We start from the raw sequence: 19,348 nt of genomic DNA, 5'->3' as shown, positions 1-19,348 counted from the left end.
AATTTAATCAATAATCACGCATTTCGCCCCCTGCCTTAAAAATTAAAACTAAAGCCCTGAAATCAGGCTATTTCTTAGATACAGCACAGATCTTAGAATCGTTTAACAAACTTTTAACTTGAGATTATAAGTGTATCGCCATTTTCAGGCGTCATTAAAATGATTCGAATTAGCGATTTCCGGGTAGAATTTTCCCTTTGAAACCTGAATTTGTGTTATAGTTTTTTCAAAAAAAGATGTTAAGGGTTGGGGTAAAGCCCTCCAACCCTTTTAGATTTGCAACGACTTACTAACTACATACTATGAGAAATTTATTTTTAGGACTGTTTTTAATCCTTTCCTCCCTGGTTCAGTCCCAGATCCTGGATCCGGTGAGCTGGAGCACCTCTGTGGAAAAGGTTTCAGACAATGAATACGACCTGGTTTCCAGAGCAACCATAGATATGGGGTGGCACCTGTATTCGCAAAACGTGCCTGAAGACGGGCCACTACCTACCGTATTTACCTTCAAAACAAATGAGAATTACAGCCTGGAAGGTGCTACATCAGAACCTGAGGGTCACGAAGAATTTGACAATACCTGGGAAACCGTTATAAAATATTTTTCCGATGAGGCCGAATTCAGACAACGCATAAAGATCTCAGGCGATGTGGATGTAATCACAGCAGAGGTTGAATTTCAGGTATGTGACGACGAGCGGTGTTTGCCTCCGAATTACGTAACCCTGGAATTCCCGGTAAATGCCAAATACGCTGCTCCGGCAAAACCGGAGCCAGCCAAAGCACAAACCACCTCAACTCCTGCAAAGCAAGCAGAAAGTAATACGCCTGCCACTGAAGAAAAGCAAGCGGAAGACTCAGCGGCCAAAGAAGAAGCATCAGAGCCGGTGGCGACCACAACTGAGGCCCTGATCGGGGAAAGAACTCCCGTGAGCACTGAATCGGAAGAATTAACCCAAACTTCAAAAAGTGAAATTGCCGCAGAATCGAAACCCCTGGGAAAATCCGGGGAAAAGAGAGGCCTGACCAGCATCTTCATTATCGCTTTCCTTTCAGGGTTTGCCGCATTGCTCACCCCTTGTGTATTTCCAATGATCCCCTTAACGGTAAGCTTCTTTACCAAGCAGAGTAAAAGTAAATCTGCGGGAATAAGAAACGCTATATTTTACGGTATTTCGATCATTGCGATCTACGTACTGCTCGGCACCCTGGTTACAGCCGTATTCGGGGCCGATTCCCTGAACAGGTTATCCACCAATGTTACCTTTAATATCATATTCTTTTTGTTACTGGTGGTTTTCGCAATTTCCTTTCTCGGGGCATTCGAAATTACACTTCCGAGTTCATGGGCAAATAAGGTGGATTCCCAGTCTACGAAAGGAGGCGTGATCGGTATCCTTTTCATGGCTTTAGCCCTGGCCATTGTGTCCTTTTCCTGTACCGGTCCTATAGTAGGTACCTTGCTTGTAGAAGCCGCATCAAAAGGGGGCATTGCCCCTATTGTGGGAATGCTTGGATTCTCTCTTGCATTAGCTCTCCCCTTTGCCCTGTTCGCAGCATTCCCGGGATGGCTTAATTCCCTGCCAAGATCCGGTGGATGGCTCAACACCGTAAAGGTGGTACTGGGATTCCTCGAGCTTGCCCTGGCTTTTAAATTTTTATCCAATGCCGACCTGGTATTGCAATTACACTGGCTGGAAAGAGAGGTATTCCTGGCCATCTGGATCGCCATCTTCGGAGCCCTGGCCCTTTACCTTTTCGGGAAGATCCAGTTACCACACGACTCTCCCCTTACTCATATTTCGGTAGGTCGACTGGGATTAGGACTCCTGGTACTCACATTTGTGGTATACCTCATCCCCGGTTTATGGGGAGCGCCATTAAAACTCATTAGCGGATTTCCGCCACCGATCAATTATTCAGAATCGCCATATGGTGTAGGCAATTCTAAAGGCGGAAATTCAACCGCCGGTCATGACGAGTTACCCGAAGGCGCCCACCTGGGACCACACGATATCGTAAGTTTCCACGATTACAACCAGGGGCTCGCCTATGCCAAAAAAGTAAATAAACCGGTACTGATCGACTTTACAGGACATGCCTGTGTTAACTGCAGGAAGATGGAAGACAACGTTTGGTCGGACCCAAATGTACTGGAAGTATTGAACAATGACATAGTATTGGTATCTTTGTACGTTGATGATAAAAGGGAACTGCCTGACGGGGAAGAAAACATCTCAAAAAAGACAGGCCGCAAGTTTCGCAATATCGGCCAGAAGTGGAGCGAATTCCAGGAACTGCGCTACAATGCAAATGCACAGCCCTTTTACGTGCTTATTGACCATAATGAAGAAAATTTAACTGAACCCTCAGCTTACAATCCAAATGTTGAAGAGTATTACAACTGGCTACAGGAAGGCATTGGCAAATTTTAAACAACGCCCTGAGCACCCTGCCCCAAAAAGTAACAAGAATCAGGACCTGGAACACTATTTCGAGCCTTTTCGGAATCGTATCCTCGGAATAGACAAAACCATAACCACCCCTTTTGGGGAAAAGAAACTGATCTATGCTGACTGGACTGCCAGCGGACGATTATACAGAGATATTGAAGAGAAGTTCCTGAATGATATCGGCCCGTTTGTAGCCAACACTCATACAGAAACCACCTTTACCGGATCCTCCATGACCCACGCCTATCACGAGGCGCGTAACATCATAAAAAAGCATGTTCATGCAAATGCAGATGATGTGCTCATTACCACTGGTTCCGGAATGACCGGTGCCGTAAACAAGTTTCAAAGGATCCTTGGACTCAAGGTCTCTGAAAACCTAAAAGACCATACAGAAGTTCCGGAAGAAAAAAGACCCCTGGTATTTGTATCCCATATGGAACATCATTCCAACCAGACATCCTGGCTGGAAACCATAGCCAGGGTTAAGGTAATACCTTGTGATGAGGATGGACTTATCTGCCTGGACAGTTTTGAAAAGTTACTTCAGGAACACCAGGACCACCCTATTAAGATCGCCTCTGTTACCGCAGCGTCCAATGTAACCGGGATTACCACGAATTACCATAAGATCGCCGGGCTCATCCATAAATACAACGGACTGTGTTTTGTTGATTTTGCATGCTCAGCTCCTTATGTAAGCATTGATATGCACCCTCAAAACGAAGATGAGTACCTGGATGCCATTTTCTTTTCCCCTCACAAATTCCTGGGAGGACCCGGTACTTCAGGGGTTCTGATCTTCAATAAAAAGCTGTATAAAAACATGATCCCCGACAATCCGGGAGGAGGTACGGTAACCTATACCAATCCCTGGGGAGATCACGACTATGTTGACGATATCGAATCAAGAGAAGACGGAGGAACCCCCGGATTTCTCCAGGCTATTAAGATCGCCCTTTGTATCCGGCTGAAGGAACAGATGGGAATAAAAAATATTCTTGACAGAGAGCATGAACTCAACGACAGGATCTTCAATAAACTTAAAAAGATCAGTAACCTGCATATCCTTGCCGGGCAGCATACAAATCGATTAGGGATCTTCTCCTTCTTTATTGAAAATGTACATTTTAACCTCATAGTTAAGCTGCTCAATGACCGTTACGGTATTCAAACCCGTGGCGGATGTTCCTGCGCCGGTACCTATGGCCACTTCCTGCTAAATGTTGACCAGAATACCTCAAAGGCCATTGAAAAGAAGATCCTGGAAGGATGTTTTATAGAGCGTCCGGGATGGATCAGAATGTCTATTCACCCTACCATGACGAATGCCGAAGCAGATTTCATCTGTGAGGCCATAGCGGCTGTTGCGGCAAATTACAAGGAATGGGGTAAAGACTACCATTACGATGCTGCAGGCAATGAGTATCGCCATAAGAACGATCCTTGCTCAGAAAAGATATTGGTACAGGAATGGTTTTCATAACCGTTACTCATAGCCGTCAAGGCTATTAAAACATATACACAGGGGGCCGGAGAAAATCATTTTTCCGGCTCTTTTCTTTTTATCGCAATATCACCTCTGTCTTCCTCTCATTGCTATTGAACTATCCTAAATGGTAAAAAAAAAGACTGCTTTTCAGCAGTCCTTTTCTAATTATATTTTACAATATCAAATTATCATACTTTCCTGTAGTTCCTCCTGTAAGCCCAGAAACTCACGGCACCCAGAATGATCACAAAGACCACAGAATACCACACAAAGGTTGGGGTGATCACCTTATCTCCACTGGCATAAGAATGCAGACCGGTCAGGTAAAAATTAACCCCAAAATAGGTCATCATAATACTGGCGAAGGCCACGATACTTGCAAAATTAAACGCCCAACGACCTCTGAGTCCGGGGACCAGGCGCATATGAATTACAAAGGCATACACCATGATACTGATCAGGGCCCAGGTTTCTTTAGGGTCCCAACCCCAATAGCGACCCCAACTCTCATTAGCCCATTGTCCACCGAGGAAGTTACCAATGGTAAGCATAACCAGCCCTACTGTTAAGGCAAGTTCATTAATAACGGTCAACTCCTGGATATTCAGTTCCATCTTCTTTTTATTGGAAGAGGTGGTAAAGATCATAAGAAACAGGGAAACCACTCCGAGAATCATCCCGAGGGTAAACGGCCCATAACTCCCCACAATAACCGCCACGTGTATCATTAACCAGTAACTGTCAAGTACGGGCTGTAGATTGGCAATAGCCGGATCGAGCCAGTTCATATGGGCCCCGAAAAGTATGATCGCCGTTACAAATGCGGTAGCCGCAATGGTAAGATCACTCTTTCTTGCAAAGGCCAGTCCGAGTGCCATCGTACTCCACGCAACATACAGTACACTCTCGTAAGCATCGCTCCAGGGAGCATGGCCACTAATGTACCAACGCACGCCTAATCCGGCCGTTTGCAGCAGGAACAGTAAAAAGATACCTCCTTTCATGGCGAGTATCGCCCAGCGTATCCATTTCGCATCCCGGAAGATCTGGAGAATAATCAGGGCAAACATAACCACCCCGAACAGCATATAATACACCAGAAGTTTTTCAAACAGGTTCACCTCGTTGTAAAGGATCTCTGTCTCCACCTTGGTGGTACTAGGCATAACCTCTGACCCGTAATTCTCCTGATTTCTGTGCAGAGCCTGAAGTATATTATCAGCTTCGCTGTAATCGCCTGTGACTCTGGCCTTACGCAAACTCATCACATAAAATGGGAGTGAGTTTTTAATAAAGTTGGCATATAGCGAATCTTTAACGGTAAACTCCCCTTTGGCAAACTCGGGAGCAGACACCCATTTATTGTTTTCGTCTCCGGGTAAGGGATAAATCCTGAGAATGTCCCCTCCTAATGCCTGGTTAAGCAAGCCCAGTTTCAGATCGAATTCCCTGAACCCTTTTTGGAACTGGTTGGGTGTATTCGTTGCATAGGCCTCCTGAAGATATCCGGAAAGACGATAGGAGGTTCCATCAAAGAAATCAACCGCCTTTACGAATTTCTGGTCTTCAGGTACCTCAATGATCTTGCGGATGCTGTCATTCTTTTTGGTGATATAGATAAAATCCACATTATACCAAAGTCCGGGGTTCTGAAGCATCGATAACACGACCTGGTTAGCGTCCATCCCCTTAAAATCGTTACTCTTGCTCAATTTTCGCAGAAGCTCAGAGGCAAACGTATTCACCGGCTTCATTCGCCCTCGCTCATCCTGGATCACTAATTTCCCAAATTTAGCGGCATGCTCCTTACTCACCCTGGTAGCTTGTAACAGCGAATCGACCTGGGCCTGTGTAGGCATGATCATAGCGGTTTCCTCATGATCGTGCCCCGTATGGTCATGATCCTGTTCGGCTTGGTTCTGGGCACCGGCTACCTGGAAGGCGAACAAAAGGAAAACAACTGCCATGGCCTGCTTTTTAGCCTTTACCTTTTCCAGGAGAACGCCCAGATCTTTAAACCTGGTCTTTCCGAAGAACATGATCCCCATCAATCCGAGATAGAGTAAGAAGTACCCGATATAGGTGATCCATGTTCCCCATTGATCGTGATTTACTGAAAGTACCGTCCCCTTTTCATCCGGATCGAAACTGGACTGGAAGAACCTGTACCCTTTATGGTCAAGAACGTGATTCATATAGATGTCATAATCAAAACTGCGATCGTCGTTTACCGTTACCTTGCTCATAAAAGAGGAATACCCTCTTTCGGTACCCGGATATTTCTCTGCTATAAAATCATTGAGTTTGATGGAAAAAGGCAACTGATGCCTGATAGAACCATATGAGAGGTTAAAATCAAGACCACCCAATGACACGCTTACCGGATCATTGATAAAACCTTTTCCACCGAGAAGTTTTACCTGCCTGGTCTTTCCCCCGGAGGTAACATTAAGTATCAGGGCATCCTGTTGATTCTCGGTCTTTTCTTCCGCCTCTACCACTCCATAGGTACCGCGGATCAATGGGTCGGGAAATACAAATTGCATTCCCGCTGTATTGTAGAGCGAACGCATCATTAAAGGCTGAACGCTATCGGCCACCACCTGCCCCTTTAACTGGTCAGCCATTCTCATGAACTCGCCTTCAAATGGAGACTCCAGGGTACTCACTGAATCATTGAGGGTAATATTCACAGCTCCCGGAGTGGGTTTATTCAAGGCAAAGAGCACGTTATGTATACTGGCGACTTCCCCGCTTTTTAAATAATGATCATGGCGGTTGCCTCCGCCCGCTTCCACGATCTTCAGGTAAAGATCTCCATCTTCTGATGGGATCAATCCCTCTTCCGCTCCTTCTATAAATCCGGCGTAACTGATCTCAAAAGGTTCCCCGTTGAAATCTGACTTCCAAGGCAGGGAGGCACTGACAGCCTCGGGGGTTACCATAATCTCATCCTGTAAAGCCCGCCTTCTGGGCTCCCCATCGATCTCTCCGTCTATAAACGCCGTCACATATTTTTTCTCGGTCAGTATAAAATCTGTACTACTCCCTTCTCTGATGGGCATAACCCCTTCGAAACCAATATACCGGGTTACAAATGCGCCCAGGATAATAAGGACAAAAGACAGGTGTAGCAAAAGCACCGCCCACTGGTCTTTGCTCCACAGGCGATATCTCTTGATATTTCCAATGAAATTGATAACAAAAAATACCATGATCACCTCGAACCACCAGCTGTTGTAGATCCAGATCTTGGAAGTTTCGGTACTATACCAGCTTTCTATAAACGTTCCAAATGCCATTGCGGTAGCAAAAACAACGAATAGTATAGCCATCAAACGTGTAGAGAAGAGTATCTTCTTAAGCGCATCCATCATTACGGGTAACAGATTGAAATTTCAGTGTGCAAAAATAGTGTATTTATAAGAGAAAGAACCTCATATTAACATCGATATATTAAATGCTCCATAAGCCCCTGTTATCATGGCCTGACCGGGAGATCTGGCCGGTTTTACCGGATCCTGATGGCTGGAAAAAATTATAATAGTATTTTCGCAGTATGAAATCGGTGGTCATCATAGGATTTGGAAACGTAGGGCAGGCCTTTACCAAAGCCATTGCAGGCACAGACAATTTCGAGGTCGTACAGATCTTTTGCAGGAACGGAAAGCTCAAAACCTCTTCTTTTCCCTGTCCGGTAACCTTCGATATGAAAGAGTTGTTACCGGCGGATCTCTACCTGATCTGTGTAAGTGATGATGCCATTGGTGAGGTTAGCAATGACCTTCCTTTTCGCAATCGCCTGGTGGTTCACTGCTCCGGAAGCATCCCGATGACTGCTTTAAGTGCAGCTCAGCGGAGAGGGGTATTTTACCCCCTTCAATCGTTCAGCCCTGATAAAGCTGTAGAATGGTCTGAGGTTCCTTTTTGCCTGGAAGCCGAAAAGGAAGATGATATTGAACTGCTTACGGCCCTGGCCAGAGAGCTTTCGGACAGGGTATACAGTCTCAGCAGTGAACAGCGAAAAAGACTACACCTCGCCGCTGTCCTGGTGAATAATTTTGTGAATCACCTGTATTATCTGGGGGAATCCTATTGCAGGGAACACGACATCCCTTTTGACATTCTTCATCCATTGATATCAGAAACTGCCCTGAAAATTCAAAATATCCCTCCCTACGAGGCACAGACAGGTCCGGCTCGCAGAAATGATCAAAAAACATTAAATTCGCAGCTGCTTCAACTAAAGGGATCTTCCCTGGAGGAGATCTACAAGACATTAACGACTTCAATTATTGCTACCTATGAGCGAGAAAAGCTATAAAGAGTACCTGGAACACATCACCACCTTTGTTTTTGATGTGGACGGCGTATTAACAGACGGAACCATCCAGATCACCTCAGACGGGCAGATGCTGCGCACCATGCACACCAAAGACGGATATGCCATGAAGGCGGCCATTCAACAGGGATATAACATCTGTATTATTTCCGGAGGAAGTAACCAGGGAGTAAAACAGCGATTGAATGCCCTGGGGGTAACCGATGTCTACCTGGGCGTTGGTGATAAGGTGGAGCAATTGGACGAATACTTTGATATTTATGGTATCAAATCAGAGAACACGGTTTATATGGGAGATGACATTCCGGATATACATGTCATGAAAATGGTGGGGCTTCCCTGTTGCCCTAACGATGCTGTTGCAGAAATAAAAGACCTTTCTCTTTACGTTTCTCATAAAAAGGGTGGAAAGGGCTGCGTAAGAGATATTATAGAACAAGTTATGCGAGTTCAGGGGAAATGGCTGCGATCTGAAGACGCCAGGTACGATTAATTAAGATTAATTGCGGTTTCTGCAATGCAGGCAGTGAACACGGCGATCTAAATACTTGGCGAATACTGACCACATTCCTGGATGTGATTGACATAATATTGAAGAAGAAACACATGAAATCTCCTCCTGCAAAAGGCTACCCGTTCCCATATCGATCTATATTTTAAGAGTCAGAGTTCTTATTGTATTTGTATTTTAGTATAAAGATATCAAGGAGCATGCTAAAAGAAATACTCAAGGATCATCATATTATACTGGCTTCGGGCTCCCCGAGAAGACAACAATTTCTGAAGGACCTCAACCTGGATTTTGAGATCAGGCTGAAACCGGTGGAGGAGATTTACCCCGATCGATTGTACAAATTTGAGATCTCTGATTACCTCGCCCAACTTAAATCGCTCCCCTTTAAGGCCGAGTTACAGCCAGGAGACATCCTCATAACCTCTGACACCATTGTATGGCATCAGGAAAAAGCTCTTGGTAAACCTTCCGATCGTGAAGAGGCTATTGCCATGCTGAGTTCCCTTTCAGGTCAGACCCATGAAGTGATCACATCGGTTTGTTTTACCACCCCCTCGCTTCAGAAAACCGTTAATTCTATCACCAGGGTATTTTTCAGAACATTACTGCAGGAAGAGATCGAATTTTATGTAGACCATTACAAACCCTATGATAAGGCCGGAGCTTACGGCATACAGGAATGGATCGGGCAGGTAGGCATCGAAAAGATCGAAGGCTCTTATTTCAATGTGGTTGGCCTTCCGGTGGACGAACTTTATAAAAATCTGAAAATACTCGCTATTAGAGAATAATTCGTACATTTAAACAATTATAAACCTTAAATCTACATGAAATCTGCCAGGCTACTCCTCTTGGGATTCCTTTTTCTGCTGGTATTTGTTTTCAGCTTTATGTGGTTATCCAATAAAGGTGTTTTTGCTCCTAAGGAGATTCCCTTTAATTTGGCTATTAATTTTTCTGATTACTGGAATGCAGGTGAGGCAGAAATCACCTCCTACAGCCTGGAACAGGCCCGGTATGGAGAAGTCAGAAAAGGCAATGCAGTGCTCATCTACGTTACAGAACCTTTTGATACCAAGGATCAGGTAAAATCTGAAAAATCCTCCTCCGACGCGGTAAAAGTCCTTAAACTGAACCAGACCAAAAGCTTTCTTACCGGTATATATCCGTATTCGATAATGAGCAGCACATTTTTCCCACTGGAGCGGGATAAGCACGCACTTAAGGTAAATACCTCTGTACAGGAGTGGTGCGGTCAGGTGTACAGCCAACTTAATAACCGCGGGGTCTACGAATTGCTCACCCATTCCTATTTTGAAGGCGAGGCCGATCAATACCTGGAACTTGAACCCAATCATATGGAAAATGAGATCTGGACCATTATTCGCCTGGACCCTGAAAAATTACCCCAGGGTACTTTTAAAATGCTTCCTTCCCTGGAGTACCTCAGACTGATGCACGCAGAACCCATGGCTTATAATGCGCAGGGCGTATTGAGAAAAAAAGATAATTTATACACCTACACACTTACCTATCCCACCTTAAAGCGTCAACTGGCCATTACCTTTTCCCATACCTTCCCTTTCGAGATCCAGTCGTGGACAGACACCTATCCCAGCGGAGGAGAGAACCCGGTTATGCTGGAAAGCAAGGCTAAAAAAATCAAGCGTATTAAAACTGCCTACTGGAAGAAGAACAAAAAAAATGATACGTATCTTTACCACGCCTTAGGATTGTAAAAAATATGTCTTACGATTTTTTTGAAAAATACCAGGATTCGATCATTTCTTCGATCATTATCCTGTTGGGACTACTGCTGATCAGGTATCTTGTTACAAAAGGAGTCAAGCGTGTCGGACAGTCTGGTGAGCTAAATACAAGCAGGACCAGACTCATTGTCAAATACGTCAATGCCACTTTCTGGATCGTTCTCATAGGTTTATACGGCGTGATCTGGAGTGTAAATCTTCAGGATGTCGGATTACTGTTATCTTCCGTCTTTGCTGTTATTGGGGTTGCCCTTTTTGCACAATGGTCTATTTTAAGTAACGTTACAGCAGGCGTGATCCTTTTCTTTTCCTTTCCATATAAGATCGGGGACCGAATCAGAATTCAGGATAAGGACTTCCCGGAAGAGGCAGTGATTGAAGACATAAAAGCGTTCCATATTCACCTGAGGACCAAGGAGAATGAACTGCTCACCTACCCCAACAACCTCTTGCTGCAGAAGGGTGTGATCTTAGTTTCCAAAATGGATGACGACGATTCCGGCGTCTGAATATTCGCATTTTATTGAGCGTTAAATAAAATCTAAATACGGCTTCAGGCTTAACATAATTTTTATATTTGAGTCAAAGCCGAATCCAACCTATATGAAAAAGATATTACTCACCATCTGTGCAGGGTGGTTGGCAATTTTCACTATCACTGCTCAAAAACCGACTACCCGATCTTCATCAGAGCTCTATCACGAGCTTCAAAAGTTAAATTTTCTGGGAACAGCGCTCTATGTGGCAGCCCATCCCGACGATGAAAATACCCGGCTTATTGCATATTTAGCCAATGAAAAGAAAGCCCGAACAGCATATTTGTCGCTTACCAGGGGAGATGGCGGGCAAAATCTTATAGGAAGTGAACTCCGTGAACTTCTCGGGGTTTTAAGAACCCAGGAATTACTTGCTGCAAGGGGCGTTGACGGAGGAGAACAATTTTTTACCAGGGCCAATGATTTTGGATATTCAAAAGCCCCGGAAGAAACCCTAAACATCTGGAATAAAGACAGCATACTGTCGGATGTAGTTTGGGCCATAAGGAAATTCAGGCCGGATGTTATAATCAACCGTTTTGATCACCGGACTCCGGGTACCACACACGGCCACCACACCTCTTCTGCCATGTTGAGTCTTGAAGCTTTTGATATGGCCGGAGACGGCAGTGCCTTTCGGGATCAGTTAAGTAAAGTGGACCCCTGGAACCCGACGCGAATCTTCTTCAATACCTCCTGGTGGTTTTATGGAAGCGAAGAAAAGCTGGAGGCAGCAGACAAGGGACAATTTCTAAAGTTTGACATTGGAAACTACTACTCCTTCAGCGGGATGAGCAATAATGAGCTTGCCTCTGTTGCGAGCAGCCAGCACCTGAGCCAGGGATTCGGAAGGCTAAGTTCAAGAGGATCAGAGATGGAATATGTGGAATTCCTTAAAGGGGATCAACCTGAAAACAACAATCTGTTTTCCGGAATAGATACCAGCTGGAACAGGGTTAAGGGAGGAAAAGCCATCGGAACCATATTATCTGAAGTAGAGAAGAATTTCAACTTCAGGGATCCTTCTGTACATCTTCCCCAATTACTCAAAGCCTACCAGCTCATCAATGCCCTTGAAGATGATTACTGGAGGACCTATAAGACAGACCAGATCAAAAATCTTATCGAAGGTTGTGCAGGTTTCCTGGCCGAGGCCATCGCCCCTGCTTCCTATAGTGTTCCGGGAGAGGAACTCAAAATTGACCTCCAGGTCATCAGTCGGTCTGAGGTGAAATTCGATCTCAAAAAAGTTACGGTTCTCCCTTCCGGGGAAACCCAGGAACTCCATGAAGCACTTCCTCCCAATACCCTGAAACAGTTTGCGGTAAAGCTATCTGTCCCCGAAGACGGACGCCCCAGTACCCCTTACTGGCTAAACGAACAGAGTACACTGGGTATGTACAGTGCCCCCCGTGATCTGGTTGGTTTGCCGGAGACGCCTCCAGCTGCCAGGATAATTCTTGAGGCAGAGATTGCAGGTGTTCCCATTGCATTCGAAAAGCAAGTACTCTACAAATATGCAGAACCCGACAGGGGAGAACTCTATGAACCCTTTGAGATCCTGCCCAAAGTAACGAGCGCCATCACAGACAAGGTTTATATCTTCAATGAAAACCAGGGCAAACACATCCCTGTAGAATTGATCGCACATACTGCAGGGGTTAATGGAAAGATCCGACTTCAGCTTCCGGAGGGATGGACGAGTTCCCCGGAATCGGCGGATTTCCGTATCGATGAAAAGGGAAGAACCAAAACCTATTACTTCATGGTTACTCCTCCTAAAGGGGAAAGTACAGGAACCCTGACCCCGGTTGTCACCGTAAACAACAAAGAATACACCCAGGAACTCATCGAAATCGATTACAACCATATTCCCAGGCAATATGTACTGATGCCGTCTTCGGCCCGGGTAGTTAAAATGAATATCGGCAAAACCGGTGAAAACATCGGGTATATCATGGGTGCCGGTGATGAAATCCCGGAAAGCCTGAGACAGATCGGTTACGTGGTCATCCCCATAACCCCGGAAGAGATCACCCCTGCCAATCTGGAAAGTTTTGACGCTGTGGTCACCGGTATCCGGGCTTACAATGTATTGGAGAATGAATTGCGAAATAAACAGGCATACCTTCTGGATTATGCCAAAAACGGAGGCACACTGGTGATTCAGTACAATACGGCCGGCAGACGCGGTTTTAATGTTCCCAACCTCTCTCCCTATGACCTTCAGTTATCCCGTACCAGGATAACCGATGAGAATTCTCCCGTAGAATTCCTGGCACCTGATCACCCGGTATTGAGCTACCCCAATAAGATAGACAAACAAGACTTTGAAGGGTGGGTACAGGAAAGAGGATTGTACTTTCCAGACACCTGGTCGGAGGAATTCACCCCTGTCCTGTCCCTTTCCGACCCCGGGGAAGATCCTGTCAAAGGAAGTCTTCTTGTGGCCCCATATGGCAAGGGGTATTACGTGTACACCGGCTTAAGTTTTTTCCGGGAGCTACCTGCAGGGGTCCCGGGGGCATATAAATTATTTGCCAATATGTTGTCTCTGAGGCAGAACAACACCAACAATAAACCAAAGATAAAAGGATAGCTCATGCGAGAAAAAGCAGTTTGGAAAAGGGCTTATACCGTGGTATTGGTCGCCAATTTTATTTACATCCTCATTTTTTACCTAATAATGACCTCAAATATCTGATATGGAATTATTTGACTGGATCGTCTTGATCGGAACCCTTACTTTTATTGTTGGTTATGGTTACTGGAAAACACAGGGCAGCAAGAGTGTGGAAGACTACATACTGGGCGGCAAAAAAGCTCAGTGGTGGACTATTGGGCTCTCGGTTATGGCCACCCAGGCCAGTGCTATCACTTTTTTGTCGACACCCGGCCAGGCCTTTCATGATGGAATGGGGTTTGTGCAGTTTTATTTCGGGCAGCCCTTCGCCATGGTCTTTATCTGCCTGATCTTTATCCCTATTTATCATAAATTAAAGGTCTATACCGCTTATGAATTCCTCGAAAACCGATTTGACCTTAAAACCCGGAGCCTGGCATCCATCCTTTTTTTAATTCAGCGTGGTCTTGGAGCGGGTATCACCATTTATGCACCGGCTATTATACTTTCAGCCGTTCTGGGGTGGGATCTGAAAACCCTGAACATCATGATTGGTATCATGGTGATCATCTATACAGTTTCCGGGGGTACCAATGCCGTTAGTGTTACCCAAAAACAGCAAATGTTTGTCATCATGGTAGGTATGTTCTCTGCCTTTTTCCTTGTTATGAGCTACCTGCCCAGCGATATCAATTTTTCAAAAGCCCTTAAAATAGCAGGGGCAAACGATAAATTAAATATCCTGGATTTCTCCTTTGACACCAAAAGCAGGTATACCTTCTGGAGTGGTATAACGGGTGGATTCTTTCTGGCTCTTGCCTATTTCGGTACAGACCAGTCGCAGGTACAGCGTTACCTCTCAGGAAGATCGGTCAGGGAAAGTCAGCTGGGGCTTATATTTAATGGCCTCCTTAAGGTTCCCATGCAATTCTTTATTTTACTGGTAGGAGTCATGGTATTTGTATTCTACCAATATCAGCACAGCCCCCTGAATTTTAATCCGGCAGCAGAAGCTGCCATTGAAAATTCGGCATTTCAGGAGGACTACGAAGCCCTGGAGGAAAAGCATCGACAATTGGAGGTAAAGAAAAAGATCGCACAGGAGCATTATTCGGCCGTTTTGGATGTCAAGGATTACGAAATGATCGTCTCAGCAAAAAACAGGATACAGGCCATAAACCAGGCTGAAAGAGCCAATCGGGAAGAAGCAAAAGCCCTGATTAGCAAAGCTGACCCTACCGTGGAAACCAACGACAAGGATTATGTATTCATTCACTTTATCCTGAACAATATCCCCACAGGGCTTATCGGGCTGTTACTGGCTGTGATTTTCTCTGCGGCCATGTCGTCTACAGCTTCCGAACTTAATGCCCTTGGGACAATTACCACGATGGATCTGTACAAAAGAAACCAAAAGAAGGAACACGATCAGCTACACTATCTGAAAGCTTCCCGATGGTTCACATTGCTTTGGGGGATTATTGCCATTCTGTTCGCAAGTTTCGCATCGCTTATCGATAATCTCATACAACTGGTGAACATCATCGGATCCATTTTCTACGGAAACGTACTGGGTATATTCCTGATTGCCTTTTTTATACCCTATATTCGGAAAAATGCCGTTTTTTTTGCCGGTGTAGTTACCCAGGTGGTGGTGATCGGAATTTACTATTTTGCCATCCATATCTACGATACCGGCGATGAAAAGCTGGGGTATCTATGGCTGAATTTCATAGGCTGTGCCCTGGTAATTCTAATATCCCTGTTATTTGAAACCTTAGGTAGATCCGGGAAAGCCCTGAAATCTTAAAATTCATAATTAACAATAAAATTAAGTTGACCCAGGTTGCTGGAATTGAACACCACCTCAGGTGTACTGTTATTCCTGTTCCATTTTCGTACGTAAAGCAATTCCAGATTTAAGCCTTCAAAAAAGTTGTGAAGATGCCAGGTAAATTTGGTATTCCACAGGTAGTAGGAATCCAGGTTGTACTTATTGAATCGATAATCCCCTACCTCCGGTCCGTAGACCCCGGTAAACTGGGTGAGCAAAAACATACCTTTCTGATGGAGGTCCCACCCTCCCCGCAGGGTAAAAACTGCAGCATCTCCAAAACCATCCAGTCGAGACCGCTGAACGGAGGTATAGAAGTGATCCCTTCCTAACTCCCTTGGAAATAAGAACCTGCCGGAGGCAAATGCCTTCGAAAAAGATGCATTTACCATCCATCCCGATCTTCGGAATTCGGCCATGCTACTAAAAACCTGGCCTTGCTCCCCTTCCTGCATATATCGTTCGGCATAGGGAAGAGCTGCCTGAAAATGATCCGGGGTCTGCAACGCATACTGCATCCCGAATCGCCACCCCGGTATATCGTATTCCAAATGAAGCATACCTGTATTGGAAATCCGGTGCAGGTACCAATGATTATAGCGAAATCTCCAGTGATCATACCTGTATTCGTAATTCAGAAGTGCAATCCCCCTGCTTTCCGTTCTTTCATGATAATGAGCAGGTGTGCCATTGGGCTGGTACCCGTTATCCTCTATTCCAATAGCCTCATTAAAATCAAACCACTCCACCGTACTCCGGGGAGACACCCTGTCTATCCAGGAAAGATCAAGAGTATGCCCCCTTTGATCCAGGTGCATCCAGACTCCCTTAAAGGCAAAGGGTTTCATGCGGTCATCACTTTCGTTGAGCAAGGGTGTATCTTCGATCTCCATCTTCCCGTAGGTCACATAGCCTGAGGAAAACCTGTATTTCAAATACAAATGCTCCAGTCGATCAAGATCATTAAGGTTATAAGGATTGGTGATATCGTACAGTTGATGCTCCCATTTTGCAGTACCTCCTGTAATGGGGTCCGGGGCATTCAGATCGGCAGAAAATGCCGAGTAGGTAAACAACCCCTTCACCCCGGCTTCAAAGCCATTAATAGGCATGGTCCTGAATGCTATGGACCCTCCGACAGCATCGGTGTAATAATCCTTCAGGTTTCCCTGGTTATGGGTCAACATAAAATAGTTTCGGATATGCCCTTCCAACTTTCCTCTGGTAAAAAGATGCGTTAACTTTTGAAGGTCCTGAGATTCCCGGGGTACATCCTTTTCCTGTGCGTGATTTTGAAAAATTCCAATTAGCACCAAAACAATAAGAAAGAATTGCGGTCTTTTCATAACAGGTATTTAACAGTGTACTTGATCGCTCCCCATTCCCTTGAGAAACAACCCCGACTGCATATACCTGCAAATAAAACATCTTTATTACCTTGGGTCTGTAACCAAAGTAACCGAACCGGAAGGATAAAAAAAAGAGCACAGGCTACCTGTGCTCTTTTTCCCGAACTTGTGTAATTATTTAGTTAGCTCCCCACTCTTCAAGAGACTTTTTGTTCAAGGCCACATAATCCATATTCCCGGCCTTTTCGGCGGCTGCAAGGGATTGTTTGGCAACATTAATAGCTCCTGCCTTATCGCCCATGCCCGCCAGAATAAGCGATTTTTGCCTGAGCATCCAGTATGCAGGTTCCTCCTGTCCTTCCAAAGCCTTATCCATCCACTTATTAGCCTGTTCAAGGTCTTTACCCTCTTCCAGGTAGTAAACTGCAGCGCTGTAATAATCCCTGGAGCCAGGTCCATTCATGGTTCTGTCTATACTGGCCATTACAAGATTTTCCGTAGGCACTTCAAAAGGCATCGCAGCATAGGTATTTTCCCAGTAGATCCCCATTTCCGCACTGTTATTGCTCAAATTACCAAACCCAATACTGAAAGTCTCCACATCAAATGGCAGTGTCATCGTTTCTGAAGTAACCTTAGCTACAACCTTACTGTCATCCCACTCCTGAGGAACACCCCAATTTGAAGTATCGTTATATAACATAATCTCCCAACTGTTCTCTCCCGGAATTGTGTAAACAGCATATGATCCGGCTTTAACTTCCTTACCTCCTACCTTAACATCGTGTTCAAACTTTACCACGGTATTGGCATTGGCCCCGGTTCTCCAAACTTCCCCAAAAGGCACAAGATCTCCGAATACAGTTCTTCCTCTCATAGAGGGCCTGGAATAGGTTACACTTACTTCCGTGAGTCCAACCATTTGAGTAAAAGTTGCCTGCGGACTTGGCTGCGGTGTATTTACCTGGGCCTTCATCAGAAATGAAGAGGCCAGCAGACAAACAGTTAAAAATATTTTTTTCATTCTTTCTTAATTAAATAGTTAGTGATTAATCACCTTCCAAGGTAATAATTAAGCCAGCTTATTCCTGTTAATAAAACTATAAATAGCAGGAAATTCCGACCAATGAGCAATGTCTCCGGGCACATCATATTGTTTAACTTATTTTTTGTTTTATTAAACAAAATAATTTGTACTTTCGATGCACATTAGAAATTCAATGAAAATATATCGTTTACATTCCACCCAGAAACTACCTATATCCATGGATGAAGCCTGGGATTTTTTTTCTGATCCGGCCAACCTGAAGGTCATTACCCCTGAACATATGGGTTTTGAAATACAATCCGGTGCTGACAGAAAAATGTATGCCGGGCAAATCATTAAGTATGTAGTCAAACCTTTTCCCTGGATGCCCACCAAATGGGTCACAGAAATCACCCATGTAAATGAAGGGAAATACTTCGTTGATGAACAACGGTTTGGCCCCTATTCTCTATGGCATCACAAGCATTTCTTCAGACCGGTGGAAGGTGGTGTGGAAATGGAAGACATTGTCGACTATAAACTTCCTCTTGGAATTTTGGGCAGGATCATGCATAGCCTGGTGGTCAGGAAACAGTTGAATTCCATATTTTCTTACCGGGAGGAGAAGCTTATAAAACTCTTCGGTTCTTACAAGGGGGAAGCCAGGGTACTGGAAATGAAAACTATAAAATCGGGACAACGATGAAAAAAAATATACTTATTATAGGGGGGTCTCACGGTATTGGTTTAGAGGTCATACGGAACTTATCCAAGGATCACCAGATCTTCGCGGCCTGCAGAACCTCGGAGCATCTGGAAACGCTTCCTGTTACCTACCAAAAGTTCAATGTTCTTGAAGACGATCCATCCTCCCTGAATCTACCTGAAAAGATTGACGGTTTTGTTTACTGTCCGGGAAGCATCAACCTTAAGCCATTCAAGCTTCTGGGGGAAAAAGACTTCAGAAACGATATGGAGATAAATTTCCTGGGTTTAACAAAAGTTCTGAGCGCCGTCATGCCTCGTATGGCCCAAGGTTCAGCTATGGTATTTTACAGTACGGTAGCGGTACAAACCGGAATGCCATTTCACAGCAGTATTGCCGCGGCAAAAGGAGCTGTAGAAGGATTTGCCCGTGCCCTGGCTGCAGAATATGCCCCGAAAATCAGAGTGAACGTTATCGCACCCTCACTTACGGACACCCCATTAGCTGCAAAATTATTGAATAACGACGGGAAAAGAGATAAGATGGCCGAAAGACATCCTTTAAAGTCTGTGGGGACTCCCGCAGATATGGCAAAATTAACTACCTTTCTCTTGTCTGATGATTCCCAGTGGATTACAGGACAAATACTTAAAGTAGACGGAGGTATATCAGCATTAAATATCAACTAACAACCGACCTTATT

14 protein-coding genes are annotated in these 19,348 nt (G+C 44.9%); 11 read left to right on the top strand and 3 right to left on the bottom strand.

All coding sequences use genetic code 11. The annotated features are described in order from the left end of the window. Positions 1-302 precede the first annotated feature (302 nt). Both K7R11_RS12480 and K7R11_RS12475 read left to right on the top strand, forming a co-directional pair. Positions 303-2,435: a thioredoxin family protein gene (locus K7R11_RS12480; RefSeq protein WP_224491070.1), complete on the top strand. Its 2,133-nt coding sequence runs from the start codon at positions 303-305 to the stop codon at positions 2,433-2,435. Then, a complete protein-coding gene (locus tag K7R11_RS12475) occupies positions 2,422-3,939 on the top strand; it encodes an aminotransferase class V-fold PLP-dependent enzyme (RefSeq protein ID WP_224491069.1) in 1,518 nt (505 codons plus the stop codon). Before K7R11_RS12480 ends, K7R11_RS12475 begins: the two co-directional genes overlap by 14 nt. Before the next feature lie 194 nt (positions 3,940-4,133). On the opposite strand, the gene K7R11_RS12470 is transcribed toward K7R11_RS12475, so the two are convergent. Beyond that, the gene (locus tag K7R11_RS12470) at positions 4,134-7,322 is read right to left on the bottom strand and encodes a cytochrome c biogenesis protein CcsA (RefSeq protein WP_224491068.1); all 3,189 of its coding nucleotides are present in this window, start codon (positions 7,320-7,322) and stop codon (positions 4,134-4,136) included. 182 nt (positions 7,323-7,504) lie between these two features. Between K7R11_RS12470 and K7R11_RS12465 the strand changes: the two genes are divergently transcribed. From K7R11_RS12465 to K7R11_RS12435, 7 genes are all read left to right on the top strand, one after another. Next, positions 7,505-8,269 carry a Rossmann-like and DUF2520 domain-containing protein gene (locus K7R11_RS12465; protein WP_224491067.1) on the top strand — a complete coding sequence of 255 codons (765 nt, stop codon included), beginning with the start codon at positions 7,505-7,507 and terminating at the stop codon, positions 8,267-8,269. Further along, positions 8,250-8,780, top strand: a complete 531-nt coding sequence (locus K7R11_RS12460; RefSeq protein WP_224491066.1) for a KdsC family phosphatase — start codon at positions 8,250-8,252, stop codon at positions 8,778-8,780. The genes K7R11_RS12465 and K7R11_RS12460 overlap by 20 nt, the downstream gene beginning before the upstream one ends. 218 nt (positions 8,781-8,998) lie before the next feature. After that, positions 8,999-9,592, top strand: coding sequence for a Maf-like protein (locus tag K7R11_RS12455; RefSeq protein ID WP_224491065.1), 594 nt, complete (start codon positions 8,999-9,001; stop codon positions 9,590-9,592). 36 nt (positions 9,593-9,628) lie between these two features. Beyond that, on the top strand, positions 9,629-10,540 hold the full coding sequence (locus K7R11_RS12450; protein WP_224491064.1) for a septum formation inhibitor Maf: 912 nt from the start codon (positions 9,629-9,631) through the stop codon (positions 10,538-10,540). Positions 10,541-10,545: 5 nt separating this feature from the next. Continuing rightward, positions 10,546-11,079, top strand: a complete 534-nt coding sequence (locus K7R11_RS12445) for a mechanosensitive ion channel domain-containing protein (protein WP_224491063.1) — start codon at positions 10,546-10,548, stop codon at positions 11,077-11,079. A gap of 94 nt (positions 11,080-11,173) precedes the next feature. Then, the gene (locus K7R11_RS12440) at positions 11,174-13,705 is read left to right on the top strand and encodes a PIG-L family deacetylase (protein ID WP_224491062.1); all 2,532 of its coding nucleotides are present in this window, start codon (positions 11,174-11,176) and stop codon (positions 13,703-13,705) included. 106 nt (positions 13,706-13,811) lie between these two features. Then, on the top strand, positions 13,812-15,539 hold the full coding sequence (locus K7R11_RS12435; protein WP_224491061.1) for a sodium:solute symporter family protein: 1,728 nt from the start codon (positions 13,812-13,814) through the stop codon (positions 15,537-15,539). On the opposite strand, the gene K7R11_RS12430 is transcribed toward K7R11_RS12435, so the two are convergent. Beyond that, positions 15,536-16,909, bottom strand: a complete 1,374-nt coding sequence (locus tag K7R11_RS12430; RefSeq protein ID WP_224491060.1) for a hypothetical protein — start codon at positions 16,907-16,909, stop codon at positions 15,536-15,538. The two genes, K7R11_RS12435 and K7R11_RS12430, sit on opposite strands and share 4 nt — an antisense overlap. A 181-nt stretch (positions 16,910-17,090) precedes the next feature. Beyond that, entirely contained in the window at positions 17,091-17,936 is an 846-nt protein-coding gene (locus tag K7R11_RS12425; protein WP_224491059.1) for a DUF2911 domain-containing protein, read from the bottom strand. A 196-nt stretch (positions 17,937-18,132) separates the two neighbouring features. Here K7R11_RS12425 and K7R11_RS12420 point away from each other — a divergent pair, with 196 nt between their 5' ends. Together K7R11_RS12420 and K7R11_RS12415 are read left to right on the top strand one after the other, a co-directional pair. Continuing rightward, the gene (locus K7R11_RS12420) at positions 18,133-18,645 is read left to right on the top strand and encodes an SRPBCC family protein (protein WP_224491058.1); all 513 of its coding nucleotides are present in this window, start codon (positions 18,133-18,135) and stop codon (positions 18,643-18,645) included. Continuing rightward, complete coding sequence (locus K7R11_RS12415; protein ID WP_224491057.1) at positions 18,642-19,334, top strand: SDR family NAD(P)-dependent oxidoreductase; 693 nt, start codon at positions 18,642-18,644, stop codon at positions 19,332-19,334. The genes K7R11_RS12420 and K7R11_RS12415 overlap by 4 nt, the downstream gene beginning before the upstream one ends. Positions 19,335-19,348 lie beyond the last annotated feature (14 nt).

Origin of the sequence: Robertkochia flava (genome assembly GCF_020166515.1) — a bacterium.
GTDB classification, from domain to species: Bacteria; Bacteroidota; Bacteroidia; order Flavobacteriales; family Flavobacteriaceae; genus Robertkochia; species Robertkochia flava.
Note: the sequence above shows the minus strand (reverse complement) of the source record. Positions and strands in the feature narration are given on the sequence as shown.